Source organism: Roseateles agri, from assembly GCF_034043675.1.
In the GTDB taxonomy this organism is placed as follows: domain Bacteria; phylum Pseudomonadota; class Gammaproteobacteria; order Burkholderiales; family Burkholderiaceae_C; genus KK5.
Window position 1 is genome coordinate 114,462 of record NZ_JAXCLA010000002.1, and the last position, 20,463, is coordinate 134,924.

22 protein-coding genes and 1 tRNA gene are annotated in these 20,463 nt (G+C 67.8%); 12 read left to right on the forward strand and 11 right to left on the reverse strand.

What is annotated here, in order from left to right; translation table 11 throughout:
• Positions 1-3: 3 nt before the first annotated feature.
• Entirely contained in the window at positions 4-957 is a 954-nt protein-coding gene (locus SNE35_RS04705) for an MBL fold metallo-hydrolase (RefSeq protein ID WP_320421707.1), read from the reverse strand.
• Positions 958-1,053: 96 nt separating this feature from the next.
• Here SNE35_RS04705 and SNE35_RS04710 point away from each other — a divergent pair, with 96 nt between their 5' ends.
• Positions 1,054-1,806, forward strand: coding sequence for an IclR family transcriptional regulator (locus SNE35_RS04710; protein WP_320421708.1), 753 nt, complete (start codon positions 1,054-1,056; stop codon positions 1,804-1,806).
• Here SNE35_RS04710 and SNE35_RS04715 read toward each other — a convergent pair.
• The 3 genes from SNE35_RS04715 to SNE35_RS04725 form a co-directional block, all read right to left on the reverse strand.
• Positions 1,776-2,615: an N-acyl amino acid synthase FeeM domain-containing protein gene (locus SNE35_RS04715; RefSeq protein WP_320421709.1), complete on the reverse strand. Its 840-nt coding sequence runs from the start codon at positions 2,613-2,615 to the stop codon at positions 1,776-1,778. The genes SNE35_RS04710 and SNE35_RS04715 overlap by 31 nt on opposite strands.
• Before the next feature lie 817 nt (positions 2,616-3,432).
• Positions 3,433-4,188 (reverse strand): SapC family protein, encoded by a 756-nt coding sequence (locus SNE35_RS04720; RefSeq protein ID WP_320421710.1) that lies wholly within the window; start codon positions 4,186-4,188, stop codon positions 3,433-3,435.
• Entirely contained in the window at positions 4,189-5,490 is a 1,302-nt protein-coding gene (locus tag SNE35_RS04725) for a hemolysin family protein (protein WP_320421711.1), read from the reverse strand.
• 107 nt (positions 5,491-5,597) lie between these two features.
• Between SNE35_RS04725 and SNE35_RS04730 the strand changes: the two genes are divergently transcribed.
• Together SNE35_RS04730 and SNE35_RS04735 are read left to right on the forward strand one after the other, a co-directional pair.
• Positions 5,598-6,419, forward strand: coding sequence for a symmetrical bis(5'-nucleosyl)-tetraphosphatase (locus SNE35_RS04730; RefSeq protein ID WP_320421712.1), 822 nt, complete (start codon positions 5,598-5,600; stop codon positions 6,417-6,419).
• 20 nt (positions 6,420-6,439) lie between these two features.
• A tRNA-Ser gene (locus SNE35_RS04735) sits at positions 6,440-6,529 on the forward strand.
• A gap of 16 nt (positions 6,530-6,545) precedes the next feature.
• Here the strand turns inward: SNE35_RS04735 and SNE35_RS04740 are convergent.
• Positions 6,546-7,142, reverse strand: a complete 597-nt coding sequence (locus tag SNE35_RS04740; protein ID WP_320421713.1) for a DUF4124 domain-containing protein — start codon at positions 7,140-7,142, stop codon at positions 6,546-6,548.
• A gap of 185 nt (positions 7,143-7,327) precedes the next feature.
• On the opposite strand from SNE35_RS04740, the gene SNE35_RS04745 reads away from it, so the two are divergent.
• Positions 7,328-7,543, forward strand: coding sequence for a hypothetical protein (locus SNE35_RS04745; protein ID WP_320421714.1), 216 nt, complete (start codon positions 7,328-7,330; stop codon positions 7,541-7,543).
• 2 nt (positions 7,544-7,545) lie between these two features.
• Here the strand turns inward: SNE35_RS04745 and SNE35_RS04750 are convergent, their stop codons facing one another.
• A complete protein-coding gene (locus SNE35_RS04750) occupies positions 7,546-7,794 on the reverse strand; it encodes a hypothetical protein (protein ID WP_320421715.1) in 249 nt (82 codons plus the stop codon).
• A gap of 166 nt (positions 7,795-7,960) precedes the next feature.
• Between SNE35_RS04750 and SNE35_RS04755 the strand changes: the two genes are divergently transcribed.
• The gene (locus SNE35_RS04755) at positions 7,961-9,127 is read left to right on the forward strand and encodes a M23 family metallopeptidase (RefSeq protein WP_320421716.1); all 1,167 of its coding nucleotides are present in this window, start codon (positions 7,961-7,963) and stop codon (positions 9,125-9,127) included.
• Between the two features lie 12 nt (positions 9,128-9,139).
• Here the strand turns inward: SNE35_RS04755 and SNE35_RS04760 are convergent, their stop codons facing one another.
• The 4 genes from SNE35_RS04760 to SNE35_RS04775 all read right to left on the reverse strand — a co-directional run bounded on the left by SNE35_RS04760 (position 9,140) and on the right by SNE35_RS04775 (position 12,471).
• Positions 9,140-9,523, reverse strand: a complete 384-nt coding sequence (locus SNE35_RS04760) for a VOC family protein (RefSeq protein WP_320421717.1) — start codon at positions 9,521-9,523, stop codon at positions 9,140-9,142.
• A 65-nt stretch (positions 9,524-9,588) separates the two neighbouring features.
• The gene (locus SNE35_RS04765) at positions 9,589-9,867 is read right to left on the reverse strand and encodes a hypothetical protein (RefSeq protein WP_320421718.1); all 279 of its coding nucleotides are present in this window, start codon (positions 9,865-9,867) and stop codon (positions 9,589-9,591) included.
• 130 nt (positions 9,868-9,997) lie between these two features.
• The gene (locus SNE35_RS04770) at positions 9,998-11,572 is read right to left on the reverse strand and encodes a gamma-glutamyltransferase family protein (protein ID WP_320421719.1); all 1,575 of its coding nucleotides are present in this window, start codon (positions 11,570-11,572) and stop codon (positions 9,998-10,000) included.
• A complete protein-coding gene (locus SNE35_RS04775) occupies positions 11,569-12,471 on the reverse strand; it encodes a polysaccharide deacetylase family protein (RefSeq protein ID WP_320421720.1) in 903 nt (300 codons plus the stop codon). Before SNE35_RS04775 ends, SNE35_RS04770 begins: the two co-directional genes overlap by 4 nt.
• A 185-nt stretch (positions 12,472-12,656) precedes the next feature.
• On the opposite strand from SNE35_RS04775, the gene SNE35_RS04780 reads away from it, so the two are divergent.
• The 7 genes from SNE35_RS04780 to SNE35_RS04810 all read left to right on the forward strand — a co-directional run bounded on the left by SNE35_RS04780 (position 12,657) and on the right by SNE35_RS04810 (position 19,591).
• On the forward strand, positions 12,657-13,703 hold the full coding sequence (locus tag SNE35_RS04780) for an ABC transporter ATP-binding protein (RefSeq protein ID WP_320421721.1): 1,047 nt from the start codon (positions 12,657-12,659) through the stop codon (positions 13,701-13,703).
• Between the two features lie 28 nt (positions 13,704-13,731).
• The gene (locus SNE35_RS04785) at positions 13,732-14,988 is read left to right on the forward strand and encodes an ABC transporter substrate-binding protein (RefSeq protein WP_320421722.1); all 1,257 of its coding nucleotides are present in this window, start codon (positions 13,732-13,734) and stop codon (positions 14,986-14,988) included.
• A gap of 169 nt (positions 14,989-15,157) precedes the next feature.
• Entirely contained in the window at positions 15,158-16,060 is a 903-nt protein-coding gene (locus SNE35_RS04790) for an ABC transporter permease (RefSeq protein ID WP_320421723.1), read from the forward strand.
• A 2-nt stretch (positions 16,061-16,062) separates the two neighbouring features.
• Positions 16,063-16,938 carry an ABC transporter permease gene (locus SNE35_RS04795; protein WP_320421724.1) on the forward strand — a complete coding sequence of 292 codons (876 nt, stop codon included), beginning with the start codon at positions 16,063-16,065 and terminating at the stop codon, positions 16,936-16,938.
• Complete coding sequence (locus tag SNE35_RS04800) at positions 16,931-17,599, forward strand: GntR family transcriptional regulator (RefSeq protein WP_320421725.1); 669 nt, start codon at positions 16,931-16,933, stop codon at positions 17,597-17,599. Before SNE35_RS04795 ends, SNE35_RS04800 begins: the two co-directional genes overlap by 8 nt.
• 4 nt (positions 17,600-17,603) lie before the next feature.
• On the forward strand, positions 17,604-18,350 hold the full coding sequence (locus tag SNE35_RS04805) for an aspartate/glutamate racemase family protein (protein WP_320421726.1): 747 nt from the start codon (positions 17,604-17,606) through the stop codon (positions 18,348-18,350).
• 50 nt (positions 18,351-18,400) lie between these two features.
• The gene (locus tag SNE35_RS04810; protein WP_320421727.1) at positions 18,401-19,591 is read left to right on the forward strand and encodes a Gfo/Idh/MocA family protein; all 1,191 of its coding nucleotides are present in this window, start codon (positions 18,401-18,403) and stop codon (positions 19,589-19,591) included.
• Positions 19,592-19,594: 3 nt separating this feature from the next.
• On the opposite strand, the gene SNE35_RS04815 is transcribed toward SNE35_RS04810, so the two are convergent.
• Entirely contained in the window at positions 19,595-20,425 is an 831-nt protein-coding gene (locus SNE35_RS04815) for a DUF429 domain-containing protein (RefSeq protein WP_320421728.1), read from the reverse strand.
• Positions 20,426-20,463 lie beyond the last annotated feature (38 nt).

Consider the following 20,463-nt stretch of genomic DNA (forward strand, 5'->3'; position numbering starts at 1 on the left):
GGATCAGTCGCGCTCGAGCGCCTGCCACATGGCGAGGTCGCGCTCGGCCGTCCAGATGCGTGGATCGGGGTAGCCGGTGGCCTCGTCGTAGGCGCGGGTCACGTCGAAGGGCATGCAGTGCGCGAAGATCACCCACTGGCCGTACTTCGGCGCCAGGCGCTCGTAGGTTTCGCGGTAGACGGCCTTGAGGTCACGGCCGGCGCCGGCACCTGCCTTGACGCTGGCGTACAGCTCACTGACGAAGGCCTTGGTGCCGGCCAGCCCGGCGCTGACTTCGTCCGGCGTGCGCAGCGCCGGGCCGCGGCCGGGCACCAGCTTCTCGGGCTGCAGCGCGGCGATATTGTCCAGCGTCTGCGGCCAGTCCTGGAAGTAGGCGTCGCCGGCATAGGGTGTGGCATCGAACTCGACCAGGTCGCCGCTGAACAGCACCTTGTCCTGCGGCAGCCAGACGACCGTGTCGCCCTTGGTGTGGCCGCGGCCGAGTTGCAGGATCTGCACCTCCAGCTTTCCGAACCACAAGGTCATCTTGCCGGTGAAGGTGATCGTGGGCCAGGTCATGCCGGGCGGCACCGATTCGACGTTCTGGAACAGGCGCGGGAAACGGCCGATCTCGCTGGCCTTGTCCTGCTCGCCGCGTTCGACGATCAGGTCATAGGTGTCCTGGCTGGCGATGATGTGCTCGGGCTGGTAGGCCGAGGCGCCCAGCACGCGCACCGCGTGGTAGTGGCTCAGCAGCACGTACTTGATCGGCTTGTCGGTGACTTCACGGATGCGGCGGATCACGTCTTGCGCCATCACCGGCGTGGCCTGGGTGTCGATCACCATCACCGCGTCGTCGCCGACGACGATGCCGGTGTTCGGGTCACCCTCGGCCGTGTAGGCATAGGCGTGATCGGAGAGCTTGTCGAAGCTGACCTTCTTGATCTCAAGGTCGGCATGCGAGGCGAAGGTCTTCATCGGATTTGTCTCCTGGGATGTCCTGGGCGCGATCCGGATAATTTAATCCAATACAAATTGATTTGTCTATTCCTAATTTTCTGATTCAATGACGGCATGGACGAAACGACTCCCGGCCCACGCGGCATCCAGAGCATCGAAACGGGCGGCCAGTTGCTGATCGCGCTGGCCAATCACGGCCGGCCGATGGCGCTGAAGGACCTGGCCGCGGCGGCGGACATGCCACCGGCCAAGGCGCACCCGTACCTCGTGAGCTTCATCAAGCTCGGCCTGGTGGAGCAGGAGGCAGTCAGTGGACGTTACGGCTTGGGGCCGCTGGCGCTTCAGCTGGGCCTGATCAGCCTGCAGCAGTACGAGCCGGTGCGGCTCGCGACGCCGCGCATCGAGGAACTGGCCGTCCTGCTGGGCCACACGGTGGCGATCGCCGTCTGGGGCAACCGCGGGCCGACGATCGTGCGCGTGGCGGAGGCGCCGAGCCCTGTGCACATCAGCATGCGCCATGGCACGGTGATGAGCCTGACGGGCACGGCATCGGGCCGGCTGTTCGCCGCGCATCTACCGGCAGCCGTCGTGAAGGGCAAGCTCGCCGGCGAGCGCATGCCGGACGCGGCGCTGCTGGCCGCCGTGCGCCGGAACGGCCTGGCCGATTCGCAGGATGGCGTGGTGCAGGGTGTCAGCGCGCTGGCGGCACCGGTGTTCGACGATGCGGGGCGCATCGTGCTGTCGCTGACCGCGATCGGGCCCAGCGGCAGTTTCGACCTGCGCCTGGACGGCGCCCTCGCACCGCAGTTGCGGCAGGCCGGCGAGGACTTGTCGCGTCAGCTCGGCTGGCGGCCGGCGGCGGATTGAAGCGAGACGCCTTCGCGCAGGCGTTCGAGGATGGCGGACTCTTCCTCGGGGGAATAGAAGTACGGGTACAGCGAACGGGTCTGGCCGATCAGTTCGGGGCGACCGCCGTAGGTTTCGACCTGCTCTTCCACGTAGCTGAAGTCCAGTGTCATCAGCACGGCCGGCGCCTGCACGCGCGGATTCGGCCGCGCCTCGGCGCAGACGCGGAAGCCCAACATGCGGCGGTAGTAGGCGACGTGGCGCGGATTGACCTCGATCACCAGCCACTCGGCGCCCTGGACATGATGGGCGTGGATGTAGGCGGTATGAAACAGCGCGGCCAGCACGTGCTTGGAAGGCGCCTCGTTCTCGTCCAGCGCAAGCTGCGTGAACTCGCACAGCGAGCGACCGGCATCGCGCATCGCGGCAATCTCGTCGGGGAAGACCAGGTCGGCGGCCAGGCCGTGCTCGGAATCGCTGCGGATGCCCATGGTGCCGACGATCTTCTGGTCGGCCTCGGCGCGCAGTGTCAGCAGGTGGCGTTCGATCTCGGGAGCGACCTCGCTGCACTGGTAGCCGCGCTGCGCGTAACGGCGCGCGGTCAGCGCGCGGGCGGCGCGGCGTTGCAGCAGATCGTGGGCAGCGTGGATCGCGAAGCCCTCGATCAACTCGCCGGTCACCGGGTTGAAATGCGGTGCAGCATGGCCGGGGCGGAAGGCACGCGTCCGGAGCGCCGGCAGACCCGCCAGGCAGACGGCCGAAGAGGCGTCAAGCGCCGGAATGGCCGGGGCCTGTTGGATCATCGGCAGCATCGCGCCGGGGGTGTTCATGAACCGCATCTACTACTTCCTTCCTCTCTTGCGGCGCGCCCATGCATCAGTACGAGCATCGGTGCGCCAGCTCTCCATTCAATGCTTGCCGCGAGTCCCCCGTTGTTCGGCGGCGCCACGTATACAAACAAACCTTCCGTCCCTGCGATCCAGCCCTTCTCTGGCATATCGGACAAGCCGTACCAGACTCAAGCGGCCAGACGATATTCCTCTTTCAACTTCACCAACATCTCGCTTTCCCTCTCAGACGATAGGAATAGCGGATTGAGGCTACGCACGTGTGCGGTCATCGCCGGATGGCCCGCGTAACGCGCGATCTGCTGCTCCCCACTGCACCGGCAAGCTGTTGTTCCAAGGCTTTGTCGGTCCGCATGGTGTCCTTGTGCAATGCCGCGTGTTTTAGTGAAAAGTTCCGAATTGGCGGGAGTCTATCTGCTCGACCCCCCTGAATGGGGGTAGAAAAGTCAACTCCAACAAATTACCAAAGAAACTTACATTTGCTATCCGGTATTTCGGAAAAAACCTCTTTAAGGCGACAGGCCGACCGGCCCATGTCCTGCAACGGTTTTGTGACATTCCCCAGGGAAATCACCCGAAAGCGACGCGCGACTGCAAGCGGATGCAGATGTTTCGACGTGCCAGGCCTGTAACGATGCGCAGCGATGGCGGCGCCCGTTGCCCAAGAATCCCGCAATGCGCCGTCAACACGGCTGAGGATGCAGGGCCGCCGACAAGCGTCTAGGCAAAAAAGCAAAGGCCGGCGCCTTTTGCAAGGGCCGGCCTCTTCACAAAATGCCGCACGAGGCGGCGCGCGTCGTCAGACCTTCGCGGCCTTGGCGGCGGCGTGCATGTTCGCCAGGCGGTTCATATTGCCCATCGAGACGCGGTGCATCTCGATCAGCGAGAGGATGCCGCTGCGGAACAGCTGCACCACCTTGTCGTCCGGCAGCTCGCCCATCTTCTTCTCGTCGACGGCCAGGAAGCCTTCGACTTCCATCTTCTCGCCGTCCGGCAGCGTGGCCTCGAAGCGCATGTCCTGCAGCAGGCCGGCGTCGACGATCTGCTCGCAGATCAGGCGGGTGCGCTCGGCTTCGGTCTCGAAGTTTTCGAGGAAGGTCCGGGCGTTCAGCAGGAACTCGGTCGGCTGGCCGTCGGCCGCAAACAGCGCGGTGCCTTCGGTCTGCGAGAAGCCGTGCCACTGCTCGTCATAGCAGACGGCGAGCTGGTCCTGGCCGTCGATGCGGGCCATCGCGAACGGATAGCGGCGCAGGTAGGCGGGAACGTAGTTGCCCTTCCACTTGTCACCGTCGACGAACAGATTGATGTCCTTCTTCAGACTGGTCACGGCCAGCGGGGCGACGATCATCTTGCCGTCCGCGGACGACTGGTCATTGACGCGGACGAAGACGACCGGGAATTCCTTGCATGCATCGGCGAACTCGACCACCGTCAGGAACAGCGAGTTCTGCGTCGCGGCACGCGAGGTCACCAGCGCATCGGTGCGCAGGCGCAGGTTCTTGTGACCGACGCGGTCCAGCGGGACCAGGTTGCCGTAGAGAGGGGGGTTGCTCATTTAGTCGTTCGCTCCATCGATGGCCAGTCGGCTGACCAGCACTTTGTCTACACGCTTGCCATCGAGGTCCACGACCTCGAATCTCCAAGCATTCCATTCCACCACGTCGGCCGTGCGCGGCAAACGCCCCAGCAGCAGCATGATCATGCCGGCCAGCGTGTTGTAGCGCCCACGGTCCTCCTCGGGCAGTTCCTTCAGGCCCAGGCGGTCCTTCAGTTCGGTCACCGGAATCAGGCCGTCCAGCAGCCAGCTTCCGTCCTCGCGCTGCACCGCCCAGGAATCGCCATCGCTCGGCGCATTGAATTCGCCGGCGATCGCCTCCAGCACGTCGCGCACCGAGATCACGCCCTGCACCTCGCCGTACTCGTCGACGACGAACACCAGCGGCGCGTCCGAGGCGCGGAACTGCTCCAGCAATTCCATGCCCGACAGGGTCTCCGGCACGAACACCGGCGATTCGAGATCGTCGACCAGCGACAGCGGCTGGCCGCTCAGCGCGCGCTGCAGCAGCGCCTGCGCGGAAATCACGCCGATCACGTCGCTGACGTCGCCGCGGCAGACCGGATAGCGGCTGTAGCCGTGCGCCTGCAGCACCGCCAGCACCTGCTCGGCCTGATCGTTCGCATCGAGCCAGGCGATCTCGGCACGCGGGATCATCATCGAGCCGATCTGGCGCTCGTCCAGGCGGAACACGTTGCGCACCATCTGGTGCTCGTGCTGCTCGATCACGCCGGCGTCCAGGCCTTCCTCGAGGCTGGCGGCGATTTCCTCTTCCGTCACGCCACGCTGCGCATTGGTGCGCAAGCCCATGGCGTTCAGCAAGGTGTCGGTCGTGACCGTCAGCACCCGCACCAGCGGCCGCGCCACCAGCGACAGGAATTCCATCATCGGCGCCACCAGGCGCGCCGCGGTCTCCGGATAGATCTGGCCGATGCGCTTGGGCACCAGTTCGCCGAACAGGATCGTCAGCACCGTGATGATGCAGACGACGAGGCCTGTGGCTGTCACCTCGGCCGCCCGCTGGCTCAGCGGAAAGGTCTCGATCAGCCAGTGCGACAGCGGCCCGGAGAAGGCCGCATCGCCGACGATGCCGTTCAACACGCCGATCGAGGTAATGCCGATCTGCACCACCGACAGGAACTTGGTCGGGTTGTCATGCAGGTCCATCGCGGCCTGCGCCCCCGCCTCCTTGTCCTCCACCATCACCTGCAACCGCGCTTTTCGGCTGGCCGTCAAAGCCATCTCCGACATCGCAAACAAGCCGTTGACCAGAATCAGGAAGAGAACTAGCGCCGTGTCCATTGACTGCGCATCAGGCCTGGAGCTTGCCCTGGCGATGCGCCTTCGGTTGTAAAGAAGGCCGCAAGCGTATCAGAAGCCCGTGTCATTTCAGACAGCACAATCCCCGTATGAACTACCTGATCGGCGACATCCAAGGCTGCTGCGGCGCGCTCGACGCCCTGCTGAAAAAGATCGACTTCTCCCCTTCGCGTGACCGCGTCTACCTGCTCGGCGACCTGATCAACCGCGGGCCTGCATCGCTGGCCACACTGCGCCTGATCCGGGATTTGGGCGATGCCGCCGTCTGCCTGCTCGGCAATCACGACCTGCACCTGCTGGCGATGGCCCACGGCGTGCGCAAGCCCCACAAGGGCGACACGATCGCCGAGGTGCTGGCCGCGCCCGACCGCGAAGCGCTGCTCGACTGGCTGAAGCGCCGCCGCATGGCCGTCCACGAGCAGGGCTGGCTGATGGTGCACGCCGGCGTCGTGCCCCAATGGAACCTGGCGCTTACGCTTCAGCTCGCCGGCGAGGTCGAGGCGCTGCTGCGCAGCCCCGAACTGCCCGACTTCCTCCACACGATGTACGGTGACGAGCCGGATCGCTGGTCCGCTGATCTGAAGGGCTATGCCCGCGCCAAGTTCACCATCAACGTGCTGACCCGGCTGCGCTTCTGCGACGCCACCGGCCGGATGGACTTCAAGACCAAGGACGGCGCCGACGGCGCGCCCGCCGGCTTCACCCCCTGGTTCGACGCGCCTGGCCGCAAGACCGCCGGCGTGCCGATCGCCTTCGGCCACTGGTCGACCCTCGGCTTCCTCGAACGCCCGGACCTGCTCTCGCTCGACACCGGCTGCGTCTGGGGCGGCAAGCTCAGCGCCGTGCGCGTCGACGGCGGGCGGCGCGAGCTGATCCAGGTCGACTGCGAGCAAGCGCAGAAGCCCGGCTAGAATTCGCGTCCTCAAGCGCCGGAAGCGTGGGAGAGCGGTTTAATCCAACGGTCTTGAAAACCGTCGAAGGTGTGAGCCTTCCGTGAGTTCGAATCTCACCGCTTCCGCCAAAACGCTAGTCCAACACTAGCGATCAATCGGCGCACGCGAGCGCCGCAGTGCCTCGCGATCCTCGACCTCCCGTTGCCGCGCGATGAGTTCGCCTTCGTTCGGGTCGGCCGCGCTGTGCATGGCCTCGCTGCGGCGGCGGGCGTCAGCAGCGCCCGTGAAGCTGCTTTGCGCGTCGACGGCTTCCTTGCTGATGGTCCAGTCAGCGGCGGAGTAGTTGCCCCGGCCCTTCTGGCATTGCCGTGCGCGGCGGATTTCATCCTGGACGAAGCGCTTGGATTCCGGGCTCAGGGTGATCGAGCTGGCCTTCGTTTCCATGCCGGCGATGTCGCCATTCGTCGGGCAGACGTTGGACGATGCCAGGGGCAGCTGTTCACTGCGCGCGGGTGGGATCGAGGCTCGACGCGTCGGCGCGGCTGCACTGGCATCCGTCGCGGTGTCGATCACGTTTCCCTGCAGTGATCGCGGCGTCATCGGCGCGCCCTTGGATTGGCAGGGCTGGTCGGAATACTCCAGCTTGCCGTCGACGGAGCACTTCCAGACCTCGGCCCGTACGGGCGCCGCGACGGCGATGGTGAGCATGAGCCCGGCGATGGCAGCTTGAACATTCGGCATGACTTGTCTCCCTGGATAGCGTCAAACGTACCAGGGAGAACAAGCGTTGACGCCGAGATTCCTCTCGTCGCTCGCCCTTGCAGTTCATCGGCCCCGGCCGGCGGTCCGTCGCCTTGCGATGGCGGCGCGCGGGCCACGCGCAGAAACTGCAATCACTGACTCAACAGAACAAGCCGGAGCCCACCATGAACACCACCGCCAAAGCCCTGATCTTCGCCATCGTTTCCGTCGCCAGCGCCGCAGCGATCGGCATGGGCCTGGCGGACCACGCGGCCCAGTCCACGGTGGCCAACAAGGCCGGTGTTGTCAAGCTGGAGCGAGTGGTGATCGTCGGCAAGCGCGTCCACGTCGTGGCCCAGTTGCCGCAAGTCGTGATCGAAGGCCGCCGCTCGGCAGCCTGAACTCAAGCGCGAACGACGGCGCCCGGCGTGACCCGGGACGGGGCTTCGGCATCGACCTGGGCGCCGAACGATTCGAAATCCCTCGGCACCATGCGCAGATCGCGCATGGTCGCGACTTCCAGGACCGTGAACGCCCGCACGCGGGTGGCAGGCCGATCGCTGGTGCGTAGCGCGCGTCGAGCCCGGTGGGCAAGGTCGAGCGCCGCATGAAGCAGGCGGGCGGCGGGTGAACGGTAGGTAGTGAGCGTCATGGCTGTGTCCTGAAGGAAGAGAAGCTGAGCTCACTGTCGTCGGCCCGTGTATCAAGCTCGCTTCAACGGCCACCCTTCGTGTTGCGTTCTTGTAGGCCATGTTGAAATGCGCCCGCATCAAGCAAGCATCTTGGGAGGAGCGGCGATGACGTGGGCTGGGCGATTCTTGGGTCTTGTTCTGGCCACGGTCTTCTTCCAGGCAGGCGCCTCGGCTCAGGACGCCACCGTCCACCAGGCCCAGGTCGAAGCGCGGATCCTGGCCGCACCGCAGGCAGTCACGGGAAGCGACGGCCAAAAGCACCTCGCCTACGAACTGCGGATCACAAGTTTCCAGGACGACGACGATCCGCTGAGACTGACACGGCTCGCAGTCTTCGCGGATGCCGGCGCGGTACCGCTGACGGTCATCGAAGGCGCCGCGCTCCAGCGGTTGCTCAATCACGCCGTCGCAGAAGGCAGCCCGGGCGACGGCGTCGCGATCGGCTCGGGTCGCTCGTTGACCCTCTTCCTGTGGCTGACGCTGCCCCAGGGACGACAGCCGGGCAGGCTGCGGCATCAACTGAGCTTCCTCACCGCGAAAGGCATCGTGCAACGCGCCGACGACGTGCAGACAGCCGTGGTCGGCGGCGCCCCCATCAGCATCGACGCGCCCCTGCGCGGCGGCCTCTGGCTGGCCGTCGAGGGGCCGGGCAATGCACTGTCGCATCACTGGGGCAGCCCGGTCGCCATCGATGGCCGACTCTCGGTGCCGCAGCGCTACGCCATCGATTGGTTCGGGCTGGACGAGGGGCGTCACTCGCTGCGCAGCCGGCATGAGAACCTCGCGTCAAGCGTGGACGAGGACTGGTTCGGTTACGGAAAGGATGTCCTGGCAGTGGCCGACGGCATCGTCGTCGATGCCCGCGATGGCCTCGCCAACGGCAAGCCGCTCGCCCCGCAGGAGGAGCCGCAGGACCTGACGGCCAGGACTCTGTACGGCAACTTCGTCATCCTGCGGATCGCGCCCGGCGTCTATGCCCATTACGCCCATCTCCAGCAGGGCAGCGTGACGGTGCGCATCGGGCAGCGCGTGCGGCGCGGCGCCATCGTCGGGCGGCTCGGCCAGACCGGCAGCGCCGGCGCACCGCACCTGCATTTCCACCTCAGCGACCTGCCTACGTTCGAGCGATCGGAAGGATTGCCCTTCGTCATCGACCGTTTCACCTGGCTCGGGCAGGGCAAGATCGAGGAGAGCTTCGATCCGACGGTGACAGCGAGCCCATCCGCAACCCAGGCGGCGGCACCACGCAGAAATGCAATGCCGCTCGACGGCGACATCGTCACTTTTCCGTGATGTTCCGGAGTGCTACTTGCCGGCCGGCGGTTCCCAGAGCTCGACGCGATTGCCCTCGGGATCGGTGACCCAGCCGAATTTTCCGTACTCGGACTCTTCGACCTTGTCGTCCACCGCGCAGCCCTCGGCCCGCAGCGCCGCCAGCAGCGCATGCAGGTCATGCACGCGGTAGTTGATCATCAGCGATGCGCCTTGGCCGAAATAGCTGCTGCCTTCCTCGAACAGCGTCCAGGCCGTGGAGCCGACGCCGTTGGGGTTGTCCGGCGACTGCCAGCTGAACTTGGCACCGCCCCAGGGCTGCAAGGGCACGCCCAGGTGATCGCGATACCACTCGCCCAGGGCCTTGGGATCCCTGGCCTTGAAGAAGATCCCGCCGATTCCGGTCGCTCGCTTCATCGATGTCTCCGCTGGCAATGATGGCGAGCGGACTCTAACCCCGATCGAACGGTTTTCAGTCCTTGTCAGCTTTCCTCGCCAGCACGCTTGTCGGCCTCCGCCACCTGCACCTCGGCGGCCGGCACGGCGCGGCCGGTGATCACCACCGTCGGCAGTTGCTCGACCATGGCCACGGCCCGCTCGGCCGGTGCGTGGGTGCGGAGCCCCTCGACGACCACCCGTTCCAGCTTGATCACCTCCGGCTGGGGCGTGCTGGTGAACACATTGGCCAATGCCACGCCGATCGAGGCGGCGCTGGCGACGGCGATGACGGCGGCGATCAGGGAGGTGGCGTTGGCGTTCATGGTGGGCTCCGGTTTCGGGGACGACTGGAATTGATCCAGTGATTGCAGTGTCTGCATCACGCCCCGCCCTCGCCAGCGCCGCGCGACGAAACGCCGCTTCGGCTGCGCCAGATGCCGTAAAGGCTGACCGTTAGCAGCCGGCCACGGTCATCGCCACCCCGTCGCTGCGCGGATCGTGGGCGCCTTGCAGCGTGCCGTCTTCGCCGATGGCGATCGCGCCCGGCTGCCCCATCAGCGGGCTGCGGCGCCCGACCAGCGCCAGCTCATGTCCCCGGCGCCGTAGCTCGGCCGCGACCTCCGGTCCCACGTCCTCCTCCAGCTTCAGCGAATCCTGGCTGTCGGAGAAGGTCCGGCCGAGCAGGAAGCGCGGCGCGGCCAGCGCCGCCGGCGGGTCCATGCGGTGGTCGATCAGCCGCGTCAGCACGGCCGCCAGCGTCTGCGGCTGGCCGTCCGCCCCCTGGGTGCCGTAGAGCAGCCGCACCTTGCCGTCGCGGCGGTAGATGCCGGGGTTCAGCGTGTGGAATGGCCGCTTGCCCGGCGCGAGCGCGTTGGGATGCGCGGGGTTCGGGGAGAAGGCTGCCCCGCGGTTGTGCCACAGCAGGCCGGTGTCGCCGGCCATCACGCCGCTGCCCCAGTCGTAGTAGATCGTCGCGAGCAGCGAGACGCTGTTGCCGGCCGCATCGGCGGCACCCACGTAGACCGTGTCGCCGTGCTGGTGGACCTGGGGCCAGGGCAGCGCTCGGTCCATGCGGATGGCCGCCGCGCGGCGGTCCAGGTGGCTGTCCGACAGCAGTTGCGCCACCGGCACCTCTGCATGTTCGGGATCGGCCAGCCAGCGATTGCGGTCGATGAAGGCCTGCTTCACCGCCTCGACCAGCAGGTGGTAGTGATCGGCGCCGCCCTGAGGCAGCGCCGCAAGCTCGAAGCGTTCGAGCACACCCATGATCTCCAGCGTCGTCAAGCCCTGCGTCGGCGGCCGGTGGGCCAGCAGTTCGCCGCCGCGGTAGCGCACGGCCAACGGCTGCTCCAGGCGCGCCCGCGTGCGCCCCAGGTCGGCGAGGCCCAGTGGCGAGCCGGCTTCGCGAAGCCCGGCAGCGATGCGCGCGGCGAGCCGGCCCTCGTAGAAATCTCGGGCACCACGCTCGGCGAGCGTCTCCAGGGTGCCGGTCAGTAACGGGTTATGTGGACGGATGAAGCCGGCGGGCGGCACCTCGCCCCGGTGCAGCGCGGCCGGAAAGACACCGGTCAGTTCGGCAGCGTCGCGCAAGCGGAAGTCCAGCCAGAAGCGCTCGGACGCCGTGATCTCGAAACCGTCGCGGGCCAGTGCAATCGCCGGCGCCAGCAGTTCAGCCCAGCTCCTGCGCCCGCCCCGCTCGGCGCGGCTGATGAGCCAGGCTTGGTGCAGCGCATCGACGGCCCCGGCCGAGGTCAGCGCCGAACGCGGGCCGCGCACGGGGATCGCGCCGCTGCCGTAGCCACCCAGCTCCGCGGCGGCCTGGCCGATGCCCGAGATCGCCTGCACGCCGCCCTTCGCATCGCCGATCAGCAGGAAGGCGTCGCCGCCCAGGCCGCAAAAGTGCGGCATCGTCACGCACAGGCTGAGCACGGTGGCGATGGCCGCCTCGATCGCGTTGCCGCCCTGGGCCAGCAGATTCGCGCCGCAGCGCGTGGCCACGGCGTGCGGGCTGGTGACGATGCCCTTCATGGCTGCGCCGGGGCCAGGCCTTGCGCGTGCGCGCAGATCGCGCCCGGTGTCGTGATCCACAGCTCGTCGCGCCGTTCGACGATGTGCCGCAGCGCGCGCCGCAGGTGGCGCAGCCGGTGCGGCTGGCCGACGATGTACGGGTGCAGCGCGATGCCCATCACCAGGCTCTGGCCGGCACTCTGCGCCAGCATCTCTTCGAAGTGGTCGATGATCAGTTCGGCGAAGGCGGGGCCCTCCATCTGGCGCCCCATGATCATCGGGATGTCGTTCAGCTCCTGCGGGTAGGGCACGGACCAGAGCGTGCGGCCGCTGCGCGTGCGCATCGGCACCGGCCGGTCGTCGTGGCACCAGTTGAGCGTGTAGTCGTAGCCTGTCTCCGCCAGCAGGTCCGGCGTCAGCGGGCTCTCCGATATCCAGGGCGAAAGCCACCCGCCCGGCAGCCGCCCGCCCTGCAGAGCGGCCAGCCGCTCGCGGCAGCCGGCCAGCAGCGCACGCTCGTCCTGCTCGCCCAGGTCCGACTGACGGAAGGAATTGCTGTGCCCGTGGCCCACCAGTTCGTCCCCCCGTTCCACCACCGCCTTCAATAGTTCCGGGCAATGGTCGACCAGCGCCGTGTTGACCAGCGCCGCAGCCGGCAGGCTCAGCGTGTCGAACAGTTCCAGGCAGCGCCAGGCGCCGACGCGATTGCCGTATTCGCGCCAGCTGTAGTTCAGCACGTCCGGCTGCGGCGAGGCGGGGCCGATACCGGCACCTAGACCCTGGCCGAAGGCGAAGTGCTCCAGGTTGAAGCCGATGTAGACGGCGAGCCGCCGGCCGCCGGGCCAATGGAAGTCCGGCCGTGCGCCGATCGCGCGGTAAGGGAAGCGGTCGTTATCGGGAACAGGGGCGAAGGCGCTCATCGCCGGTGCTTCGCAGGTTCCGTTCCATCGGCACGGCGCGGCGGCGAGTGCGCCAGCGCACCAGTTGCGCGCGGACCATGCGCGCGCGGCGGGCCGCGGCGCCCAATCTCAGTGCAATGCGTACATTCGAAACGCTCGATTGCATACAAATCGATTGGCACGGCGCTTGCGACACCGCCTGCCATATGAATGCAGATGCATCCACGGCCGTCCGGCCCGCCGCCATCGAGCTCGTCAGCCTCAGCAAGCGCTACGGCGATGCCAAGCCCGCCGTGGACGGCATCAACCTGCGCATTGCCAGCGGCAGCTACTGCTGCCTGCTGGGGCCCTCGGGCTGCGGCAAGAGCACGACGCTGCGGATGATCGCCGGCCACGAGTCGGTCAGCAGCGGTGACGTTCTGCTGGAGAACCGCAACATCACCGACCTGCCCGCCGCGGCGCGCGGCACCGCAATGATGTTCCAGAGCTTCGCGCTGTTCCCGCACCTCTCGGCGCTGGACAACGTCGCCTTCAGCCTGAAGATGAAGGGCGTCGCCAAGGCCGAGCGCCATGCGCGGGCGCAGGAGCTGCTGGCGCGCGTGGCCATGGGCGCGCTCGCGCAGCGCAAGCCGGCCGAACTCTCCGGCGGCCAGCAGCAGCGCGTGGCGCTGGCCCGCGCGCTGATCACGCAGCCCAAGGCCTTGCTGCTGGACGAGCCGCTGTCCGCGCTGGATCCCTTCCTGCGCATCCAGATGCGGGCCGAGCTGCGCCGCTGGCAGCAGGAGCTGGGCCTGACCTTCATCCACGTCACACACTCACAGGAAGAGGCGATGGCGCTGGCGGACACCATGGTCGTGATGAACCACGGCGTGATCGAACAGCAGGGCTCGCCGCACGAGATCTACAACCGGCCGGTCAACGAATTCGTCGCCCGCTTCATGGGCGGGCACAACGTGATCGAGACGCCGGCCGGCAAGGTCGGCGTGCGCACCGACCAGACGCTGATCGCCCGCGCAGGTGCCCCCGAGATCGCCGGCCTGCCGGGCATGCCCGCGCTGGTCACCGACGTCGAATACCAGGGCACCTACGTGCTGCTGGGCCTGCGCAAGCCCGGCGCGTCCCAGGCCGTCGTCAGCACGGCCGAGTTCTCGGTGATGTTGTCCGAGGCGCGCTTCGCCGCAACGCCTTTCGCCGTCGGCGACGAGGTGCAGCTCGCCTGGACACCCGAATCCGCCCACCCCTTGCAGTCCTAACCTTCCATCCACACGGAGCCCGCCTGCCATGAACGATCACGACAACAACACCCGCCGCACGCTGCTGAAAGGCACGGCCGGCATCCTCGCCGCCGGCATGTTCCCGGCCATCCACGCGCAGGAGAAGGTGGTGCTGCGCTACATCGGCACGGCGGTGAACCAGGACAAGCAGATCGCCGAGAAGTTCAAGGCCGACACCGGCATCGAGATCCAGTACGTGGCGCTGACGACCGACGACGTCACCAAGCGCGCCGTCACCGCGCCGAACAGCTTCGACCTGATCGACACCGAGTACTTCTCGCTGAAGAACATCGTGCCCACCGGCAATCTGAAGGGCATCGACACGAAGAGGATCAAGAACGCCGACAAGATCACCCCGCTGTTCACCAAGGGCGAGGTGGCGGGCAAGAAGGTCGGCGACCAGGGCACCGCGCCGAAGAAGACCATCTTCCTCGAAGGCGAGAAGAGCAAGGTGTTCGCGAAGGCGCCGACGCAGTACATGTCGCTGATCCCGACCGTCTACAACGCCGACACGCTGGGCATCCGCCCGGACCTGATCAAGCGCCCGATCTCTTCCTGGGCCGAACTGCTGAACCCGGAGTTCAAGGGCAAGGCCGCGATCCTGAACATTCCGTCGATCGGCATCATGGACGCAGCGATGGTCGTCGAGGCGATGGGCCTCTACAAGTATCCCGACAAGGGGAACATGACGAAGAAGGAGATCGACCTCACGATCAAGACCCTGATCGAGGCCAAGAAACAGGGCCAGTTCCGCAGCCTGTGGAAGGACTTCAACGAGTCGGTCAACCTGATGGCCTCGGGCGAAGTGGTGATCCAGTCGATGTGGTCGCCGGCCGTCACCGCCGTGCGCACCAAGGGCATCGCCTGCACCTTCCAGCCGCTGAAGGAAGGCTATCGCGCCTGGGCCTCGGGCTTCGGCCTGCCGGCCACGCTGTCGGGGAAGAAGCTCGATGGCGCCTACGAATTCATCAACTGGTTCCTCGACGGCTGGGCCGGCGCCTACCTGAACCGCCAGGGCTACTACAGCGCCGTGCTCGACACCGCCAAGGCCAAGATGGAAGCCTACGAGTGGGACTACTGGATGGGCGGCAAGCCCGCCGCGCAGGACATCAAGAGCCCGCACGGTGACCTGCTCGCGAAGAAGGGCGAAGTGCGCGACGGCGGCTCCTACGAGGCGCGCATGGGCGGCATCGCCTGCTGGAACGCCGTGATGGATGAGAACGCCTACATGGTCCAGAAGTGGAATGAATTCGTCGCAGCATAAACATGGAGCCCCTCGTCCAGCCTTGCCCCGCTGAACGCGGGCAAGTCTGGCCGGTCCCCCGAGGGGACGGCGAGGCTCGCGGCGTCGAGCCGCGAGCACCTCGCCATGTGGGCCGGCTTGGGAGCGGCCCGGCGCTCGGCCCGCCAACGCAACATCACGGACGACTGACTTGACGACGCTAACGCGCAAACCGAGCGGCAGAGGCATAGCGGCCTGGTGGCAGGCCCTGCCCCTCACCGCCGTCTTCGCCCTCTTCTTCCTGCTGCCGCTGGCCCTGGTGCTGATGGTGTCTTTCTGGGACTACAACCAGTACGAGATGCTGCCCGGCTTCACACTGAAGAACTACCTGAACGTGTTCGAGGGCTGCCTGGGAGGCGGCGACGGCGGGGACATGTGCGTCACCTTCAAGACCTATCTGTCGACACTGAAGTTCGGCGTGATGGTCTGGGCCTTGACGCTGGTGATCGGCTTCACCGTCTCCTACTTCCTTGCCTTCCATGTGCGCTCGACCGGCGCGCAGGTCGTGCTGTTCGTGATCTGCACGATCCCGTTCTGGACCTCCAACGTGATCCGCATGATCGCCTGGGTGCCGCTGCTGGGCCGCCACGGCCTGGTCAACGACGTGCTGCAGCAGCTGGGGCTGGTGCAGCAGCCAATCGAATGGCTGCTGTTCTCGAGCTTCTCGGTGGTGCTGGCCTTCGTGCACCTGTTCACCACCTTCATGATCGTGCCGATCTTCAACTCGATGATGCGCATCGACCGCAGCCTGCTCGAAGCCGCGGCGGACAGCGGCGCCAGCGCCTGGCAGACGCTGTGGAACGTGATCGTGCCGCTCAGCCGCACCGGCATCATCATCGGTTCGATCTTCGTCATCACCATCGTGATGGGCGACTTCGTGACCATCGGCGTGATGGGCGGCCAGCAGATCGCCTCGGTCGGCAAGATCATCCAGGTGCAGACGTCCTACCTGCAGTTCCCGCTGGCGGCCGCCAACGCGGTGATCCTGCTGAGCGTGGTGCTGATGATCATCTGGGCGCTGACGCGGATGGTCGACATCCGCAGGGAGCTCTGACGATGAAGGACGGCAAGCGCGGCGCGGGCTTCCTGCTGCTGGCAATCTTCTTCGCGGCCTACGTGCTGTTCCTGTACGGGCCGATGCTGGTCATCGTGGTGCTGAGCTTCCAGGGGCCCGAGGGCGGGCTCACCTTCCCGATGCGCGGCTGGTCGACGCACTGGTTCCATCAACTGGCCGAGGGCCTGGGCACCGTGGACATCAGCGCGGCGCTGCTGCGCTCGCTGGGCGTGGGCGCGGCCGTGATGGCGCTGACGGTGCTGCTGTCGGTGCTGGCGGGCCTGGCCTTCCGCAAGAAGCTGCGCGGCGGCAGTGTGCTGTTCTTCATCGTCGTGGCCAGCCTGATCATGCCGTCGATCATCGTGTCGCTGGGCATCGGGCTGGAGTTCCGCCTGCTGGACGGCGCCGTCAAGAAACTGCTGGAGCAATGGGGTTGGCAGGAGACGCTGGACAACTACGGCAGCGCCTTGGGCCTCTACACCTCGGTGCTCGGCGCACACCTGAGCTGGACCCTGCCCTTCGGGCTGCTGATCATGTTCGCCGTCTTCAACCGTTTCAATCGCAGCTACGAGGAAGCAGCGCGTGACCTCGGCGCCACGCCCTGGCAGAGCTTCCGCCACGTGGTGCTGCCGCTGATCGCGCCCTCGGTCGTCGGCATCGGCATGTTCGGCTTCACGCTGAGCTGGGACGAGATCGCCCGCAGCTCGCAGGCGATCGGCGACGTCAACACGCTGCCACTGGAACTGCAGGGACTCACCACCACCGTGACCACGCCGGCGATCTATGCGCTGGGCACCCTGATCCTGCTCGTCTCCTTCGTCGTGATGGGGCTGGCGGTGGGCTTGTCGGCACTGCTCAACAGGCGGCGCCGTGCTTGAAGACGAGATCTACGAGCGGATGGTCGACACCATCCGCAACCACCGGCTGCCGCCCGGCACCAAGCTCGTCGAGGACAGGCTGGCCACGGCCTTCGGCGTCTCGCGCACGCGCATCCGGCCGGTGCTGGTGCGGCTGGCGAACGAGCGCATCGTCACGATGGCCCTGAACCGAGGCGCCAGCGTGGCCCAGCCCGACGAGGCGGAGGCGCGCGAGGTCTTCGAGGTGCGGCGCCTGATCGAGCCGACGCTGCTCGCGCGCTTCGTCGAACGCGCCCGGCCCGCCGACATCGCGCAGCTCGCCCGCTGCATCGCCGACGAGGAGGCTGCGCGCGCCGCCGGCGACCTGCGCCGGGCCGTGCGCTGCTCGGGCGATTTCCACCTGCTGATCGCGGCCGCCAGCGGCCAGCAGACGCTGGACCGCATCCTGCGCGAACTGGTGTCGCGCACCTCGCTGGTCCTGATGGCCTTCGCGAGCCGGCCGCAGGCCGAGGGCTGCGGTTGCACCGCTCACCGTGCGCTGCTGGCCGCGATCCGCCTGCGCGATGCCGAGGCGGCGGGGCGGCTGATGCTGGAGCACCTGGCGCAGCTCGAAGCGCAACTCCAGTTCACGCCGGAGGAGCCGGCGGCGCCGGACCTGCTGGCGCTGTTCGCCGGGGCCTGAGGCGATGAGTGCCCTGCTGCTGATCAATCCGAACACCTCGTCGGCCATCAGCGAGCTGCTGCGCACGCACGCGCAGGCGGCCGCAGGGCCGGGGGTCGAGGTGCGCGTGCAGACGGCCCGCTTCGGCGCACCCTACATCGCCTGCGAGGCCAGCTACGCGGTTGCCACGCACGCCGCGCTGGACGGCTGGGCGCGCGCGCTGGTGCCCGGCGAGCGGCGCTTCGACACGGTGCTGATCGGCTGCTTCGGCGACCCCGGCCTGCACGCGCTGCGCGAGGCCGCCACGGTGCCGGTCACCGGCCTGGCCGAGGCCTCCTTCATCGCCGCGGCCCGGCTCGGACGCTTCGCCATCGTCACCGGCGGCGAGCGCTGGAAGCCGATGCTGGAGCGCCTGGCGCTGGGCCTGGGCTTCGGTGCCGCGCTGGCCGGCGTCGAGGTGGTGACGGCCACCGGCGCGGAACTGGCCGCCGATCCGCTCATGGCGCAGGAGCTGCTGACCGAGGCCTGCGCGGCGGCGCTGCGCCGCTTCGACGGCGTGCAGTCGCTGATCCTCGGCGGCGCCGGCCTGGCGGGCCTGGCGGCGCGGATCCAGCCGGACATCGCCGTGCCGGTGATCGACAGCGTGCTCGCCGGCGTCAGCCATGCGCTGGCCCTCGCCGCGCAGCCGGCTCCCGCGCCGCAGGCACTCCCGGCCTTCGACTTCGCCTGGCGCGGCGTCTCGCCGGAACTCGGAGCCACGGGAAGGTCTTAGATTCGCGCGACACTGCGGCACTCCGTTCGAGACCACAACAGGACCGCCGCATGACCATCGCCAGCCCCAACCTCAATCCCGTCATCGCGCTGCTGGGCCGCCGGCTGCGCCTGGCCGTCATCGGCGGCGGCCCCGGCTCCTTCATCGGCGCGATGCACCGCCAGGCCGCGCGGCTGGACGACGGCTACGAACTGGTCGCCGCCGCGCTCTCGTCGGACCCCGAGAAATCGGTGCAGGCCGGCGTCTCGCTGGGCCTGCCGGCCGAGCGGGCCTACGCCAGCGGGCTGGCGCTGCTGCAGGCGGAAGCACAGCGCACCGATGGCGCCGACGTGATCGCGATCATGACGCCCAACGACAGTCACTTCGAGCTGTCGGTGACGGCTCTGAAGCTGGGCTTCGACGTCATCTGCGACAAGCCGATGACCAACACGCTGGCCGAGGCACGCGAGCTGCACGCGGTGCAGCAGCAGAGCGGCCGCGTCTTCTGCCTCACGCACAACTACACCGGCTACCCGATGGTGCGCCAGGCCCGCGCGATGGTGGAAGCCGGCGAACTCGGCGAGCTGCGGCTGATGCAGGTCGAGTACGTGCAGGGCGGCCGCGCCGACGAGAGCATCCCGCCCGGCCAGAACAAGAAGCGCTGGAAGGAGGACGGCCGCGGCGGCCCGTCGCTGGTGATGGGCGACATCGGCACCCACGCGCACAACCTGCTGCGCTTCGTCAGCGGGCTGGAAGTGGCCGAGGTGGCGGCCGAGATCGGCCCGATCGTGCCCGGCCGCGTCGTGCACGACTACGCCGGCGCAATGCTGCGGATGGAAGGCGGCGCGCGCGGCAGCTTCTGGGTCACGCAGACGGCGGCCGGCGTCGAGAACTGCCTGCGCCTGCGCATCAGCGGCAACCGCGGCACGCTCGAATGGATGCAGGAGGTGCCGCAGGAGCTGCTGTTCAAGCCGCTGGGCGCACCGCAGCAGAAGCGCACGCCCAACGGCCCCGGCACCCTGCCCTTCGCCGCCCGCTCCTGCCGCATCGTGGCCGGCCATCCGGAAGGCTTCCACGAAGGCTTCGCCAATCTCTACAAGGACGCCGGCGAGGCCATCGCCGCGCGCCGTGCTGGCGCCGCACCCGACCCGCTGGCCCTGCACTTTCCGAACGCGCTGGACGGGCTGCGCGGCGTCGAGTTCGTCGACGCGGTGATGCGCTCCAGCGAGGCCAATGGGGCGTGGATGAAGCCGGGCGCTTGAAGCTCAGGCGCTGAGGATCCAGCCTTCCAGCGGATCGACATCGGCAGGCCAGCCGTAGCGCGGCTGCGCCGAGGCCCAGGCGGCCTGCATCAGGCACAGAACGGCATCGAGCCGGTCGCCGCTGGCGTCGGCCACCAGGTCGTCGCGCTGCGCATGGCTCAGCTTCAGGCGCAGGCCCAGGCGCACGCTGCGGCCCTGCTCCAGCGCCTCGACCAGGTCCTTGCGGGCGATCAGGCGCTCGGGCGTCTGCTTGGCGCGCTCATCGCTCTTGTAGCTGCGGCGGCCCAGTAGCTCGCGGGCCAGCAGGCCGGGATAGGCCTCCAGCGCCACGCGCTGTGGGTCACCGGCTTGCAGGCCTGGCAGCTCCGCGCCCGCGGCCAGCAGCAGCGGCACGCCGGCATGCAGCATCCAGGCGACGGGCGGATTGACCCATTTCATGCTGGGCGAGGCGCCGGCCGGCCCGTCGCAGGCGCGGTGCGCGAACTTGGCGCCGACCGGCCGCGCGGCACAGAACGCAGCGAAAAGCTCGCGGATCTCGGCACGCGGCAGCGCAGCGTAGTGCGCCATCAGCGCCAGCCACTGCTCGGGCCAGCCGAGCGCACGGACCAGCTCGCGCGGCAGGCAGAAGGGGAAATCGAAGCCGCCCAGCCAGTGGCCGGGCCGGGCCAGCCACTCGCCGAAGCCGGCCAGGGTGTCGAAGTGCTGCAGGCCGTCCAGGCGCACGATGGCGCCGTGGCGGCTGCCTAAAGCGAGGGTGATCGGCTTGCGCCGCGTCGGCGCGCTGCTGAAGTCGACGCCAAGCAACACCGGCCTGTCCGGGTTCGTTGTTTTCATCGGCGCACTGTACCGACAGCGGCCGCAGGGCCCGGCAG

Coding starts and splice junctions, on each gene's coding strand:
- SNE35_RS04705 (WP_320421707.1), bottom strand. CDS start 957: ATGAAGACCTTCGCCTCGCATGCCGACCTTGAGATCAAGAAGGTCAGC.
- SNE35_RS04710 (WP_320421708.1), top strand. CDS start 1,054: ATGGACGAAACGACTCCCGGCCCACGCGGCATCCAGAGCATCGAAACG.
- SNE35_RS04715 (WP_320421709.1), bottom strand. CDS start 2,615: ATGAACACCCCCGGCGCGATGCTGCCGATGATCCAACAGGCCCCGGCC.
- SNE35_RS04720 (WP_320421710.1), bottom strand. CDS start 4,188: ATGAGCAACCCCCCTCTCTACGGCAACCTGGTCCCGCTGGACCGCGTC.
- SNE35_RS04725 (WP_320421711.1), bottom strand. CDS start 5,490: ATGGACACGGCGCTAGTTCTCTTCCTGATTCTGGTCAACGGCTTGTTT.
- SNE35_RS04730 (WP_320421712.1), top strand. CDS start 5,598: ATGAACTACCTGATCGGCGACATCCAAGGCTGCTGCGGCGCGCTCGAC.
- SNE35_RS04740 (WP_320421713.1), bottom strand. CDS start 7,142: ATGCCGAATGTTCAAGCTGCCATCGCCGGGCTCATGCTCACCATCGCC.
- SNE35_RS04745 (WP_320421714.1), top strand. CDS start 7,328: ATGAACACCACCGCCAAAGCCCTGATCTTCGCCATCGTTTCCGTCGCC.
- SNE35_RS04750 (WP_320421715.1), bottom strand. CDS start 7,794: ATGACGCTCACTACCTACCGTTCACCCGCCGCCCGCCTGCTTCATGCG.
- SNE35_RS04760 (WP_320421717.1), bottom strand. CDS start 9,523: ATGAAGCGAGCGACCGGAATCGGCGGGATCTTCTTCAAGGCCAGGGAT.
- SNE35_RS04765 (WP_320421718.1), bottom strand. CDS start 9,867: ATGAACGCCAACGCCACCTCCCTGATCGCCGCCGTCATCGCCGTCGCC.
- SNE35_RS04770 (WP_320421719.1), bottom strand. CDS start 11,572: ATGAAGGGCATCGTCACCAGCCCGCACGCCGTGGCCACGCGCTGCGGC.
- SNE35_RS04775 (WP_320421720.1), bottom strand. CDS start 12,471: ATGAGCGCCTTCGCCCCTGTTCCCGATAACGACCGCTTCCCTTACCGC.
- SNE35_RS04780 (WP_320421721.1), top strand. CDS start 12,657: ATGAATGCAGATGCATCCACGGCCGTCCGGCCCGCCGCCATCGAGCTC.
- SNE35_RS04785 (WP_320421722.1), top strand. CDS start 13,732: ATGAACGATCACGACAACAACACCCGCCGCACGCTGCTGAAAGGCACG.
- SNE35_RS04795 (WP_320421724.1), top strand. CDS start 16,063: ATGAAGGACGGCAAGCGCGGCGCGGGCTTCCTGCTGCTGGCAATCTTC.
- SNE35_RS04805 (WP_320421726.1), top strand. CDS start 17,604: ATGAGTGCCCTGCTGCTGATCAATCCGAACACCTCGTCGGCCATCAGC.
- SNE35_RS04810 (WP_320421727.1), top strand. CDS start 18,401: ATGACCATCGCCAGCCCCAACCTCAATCCCGTCATCGCGCTGCTGGGC.
- SNE35_RS04815 (WP_320421728.1), bottom strand. CDS start 20,425: ATGAAAACAACGAACCCGGACAGGCCGGTGTTGCTTGGCGTCGACTTC.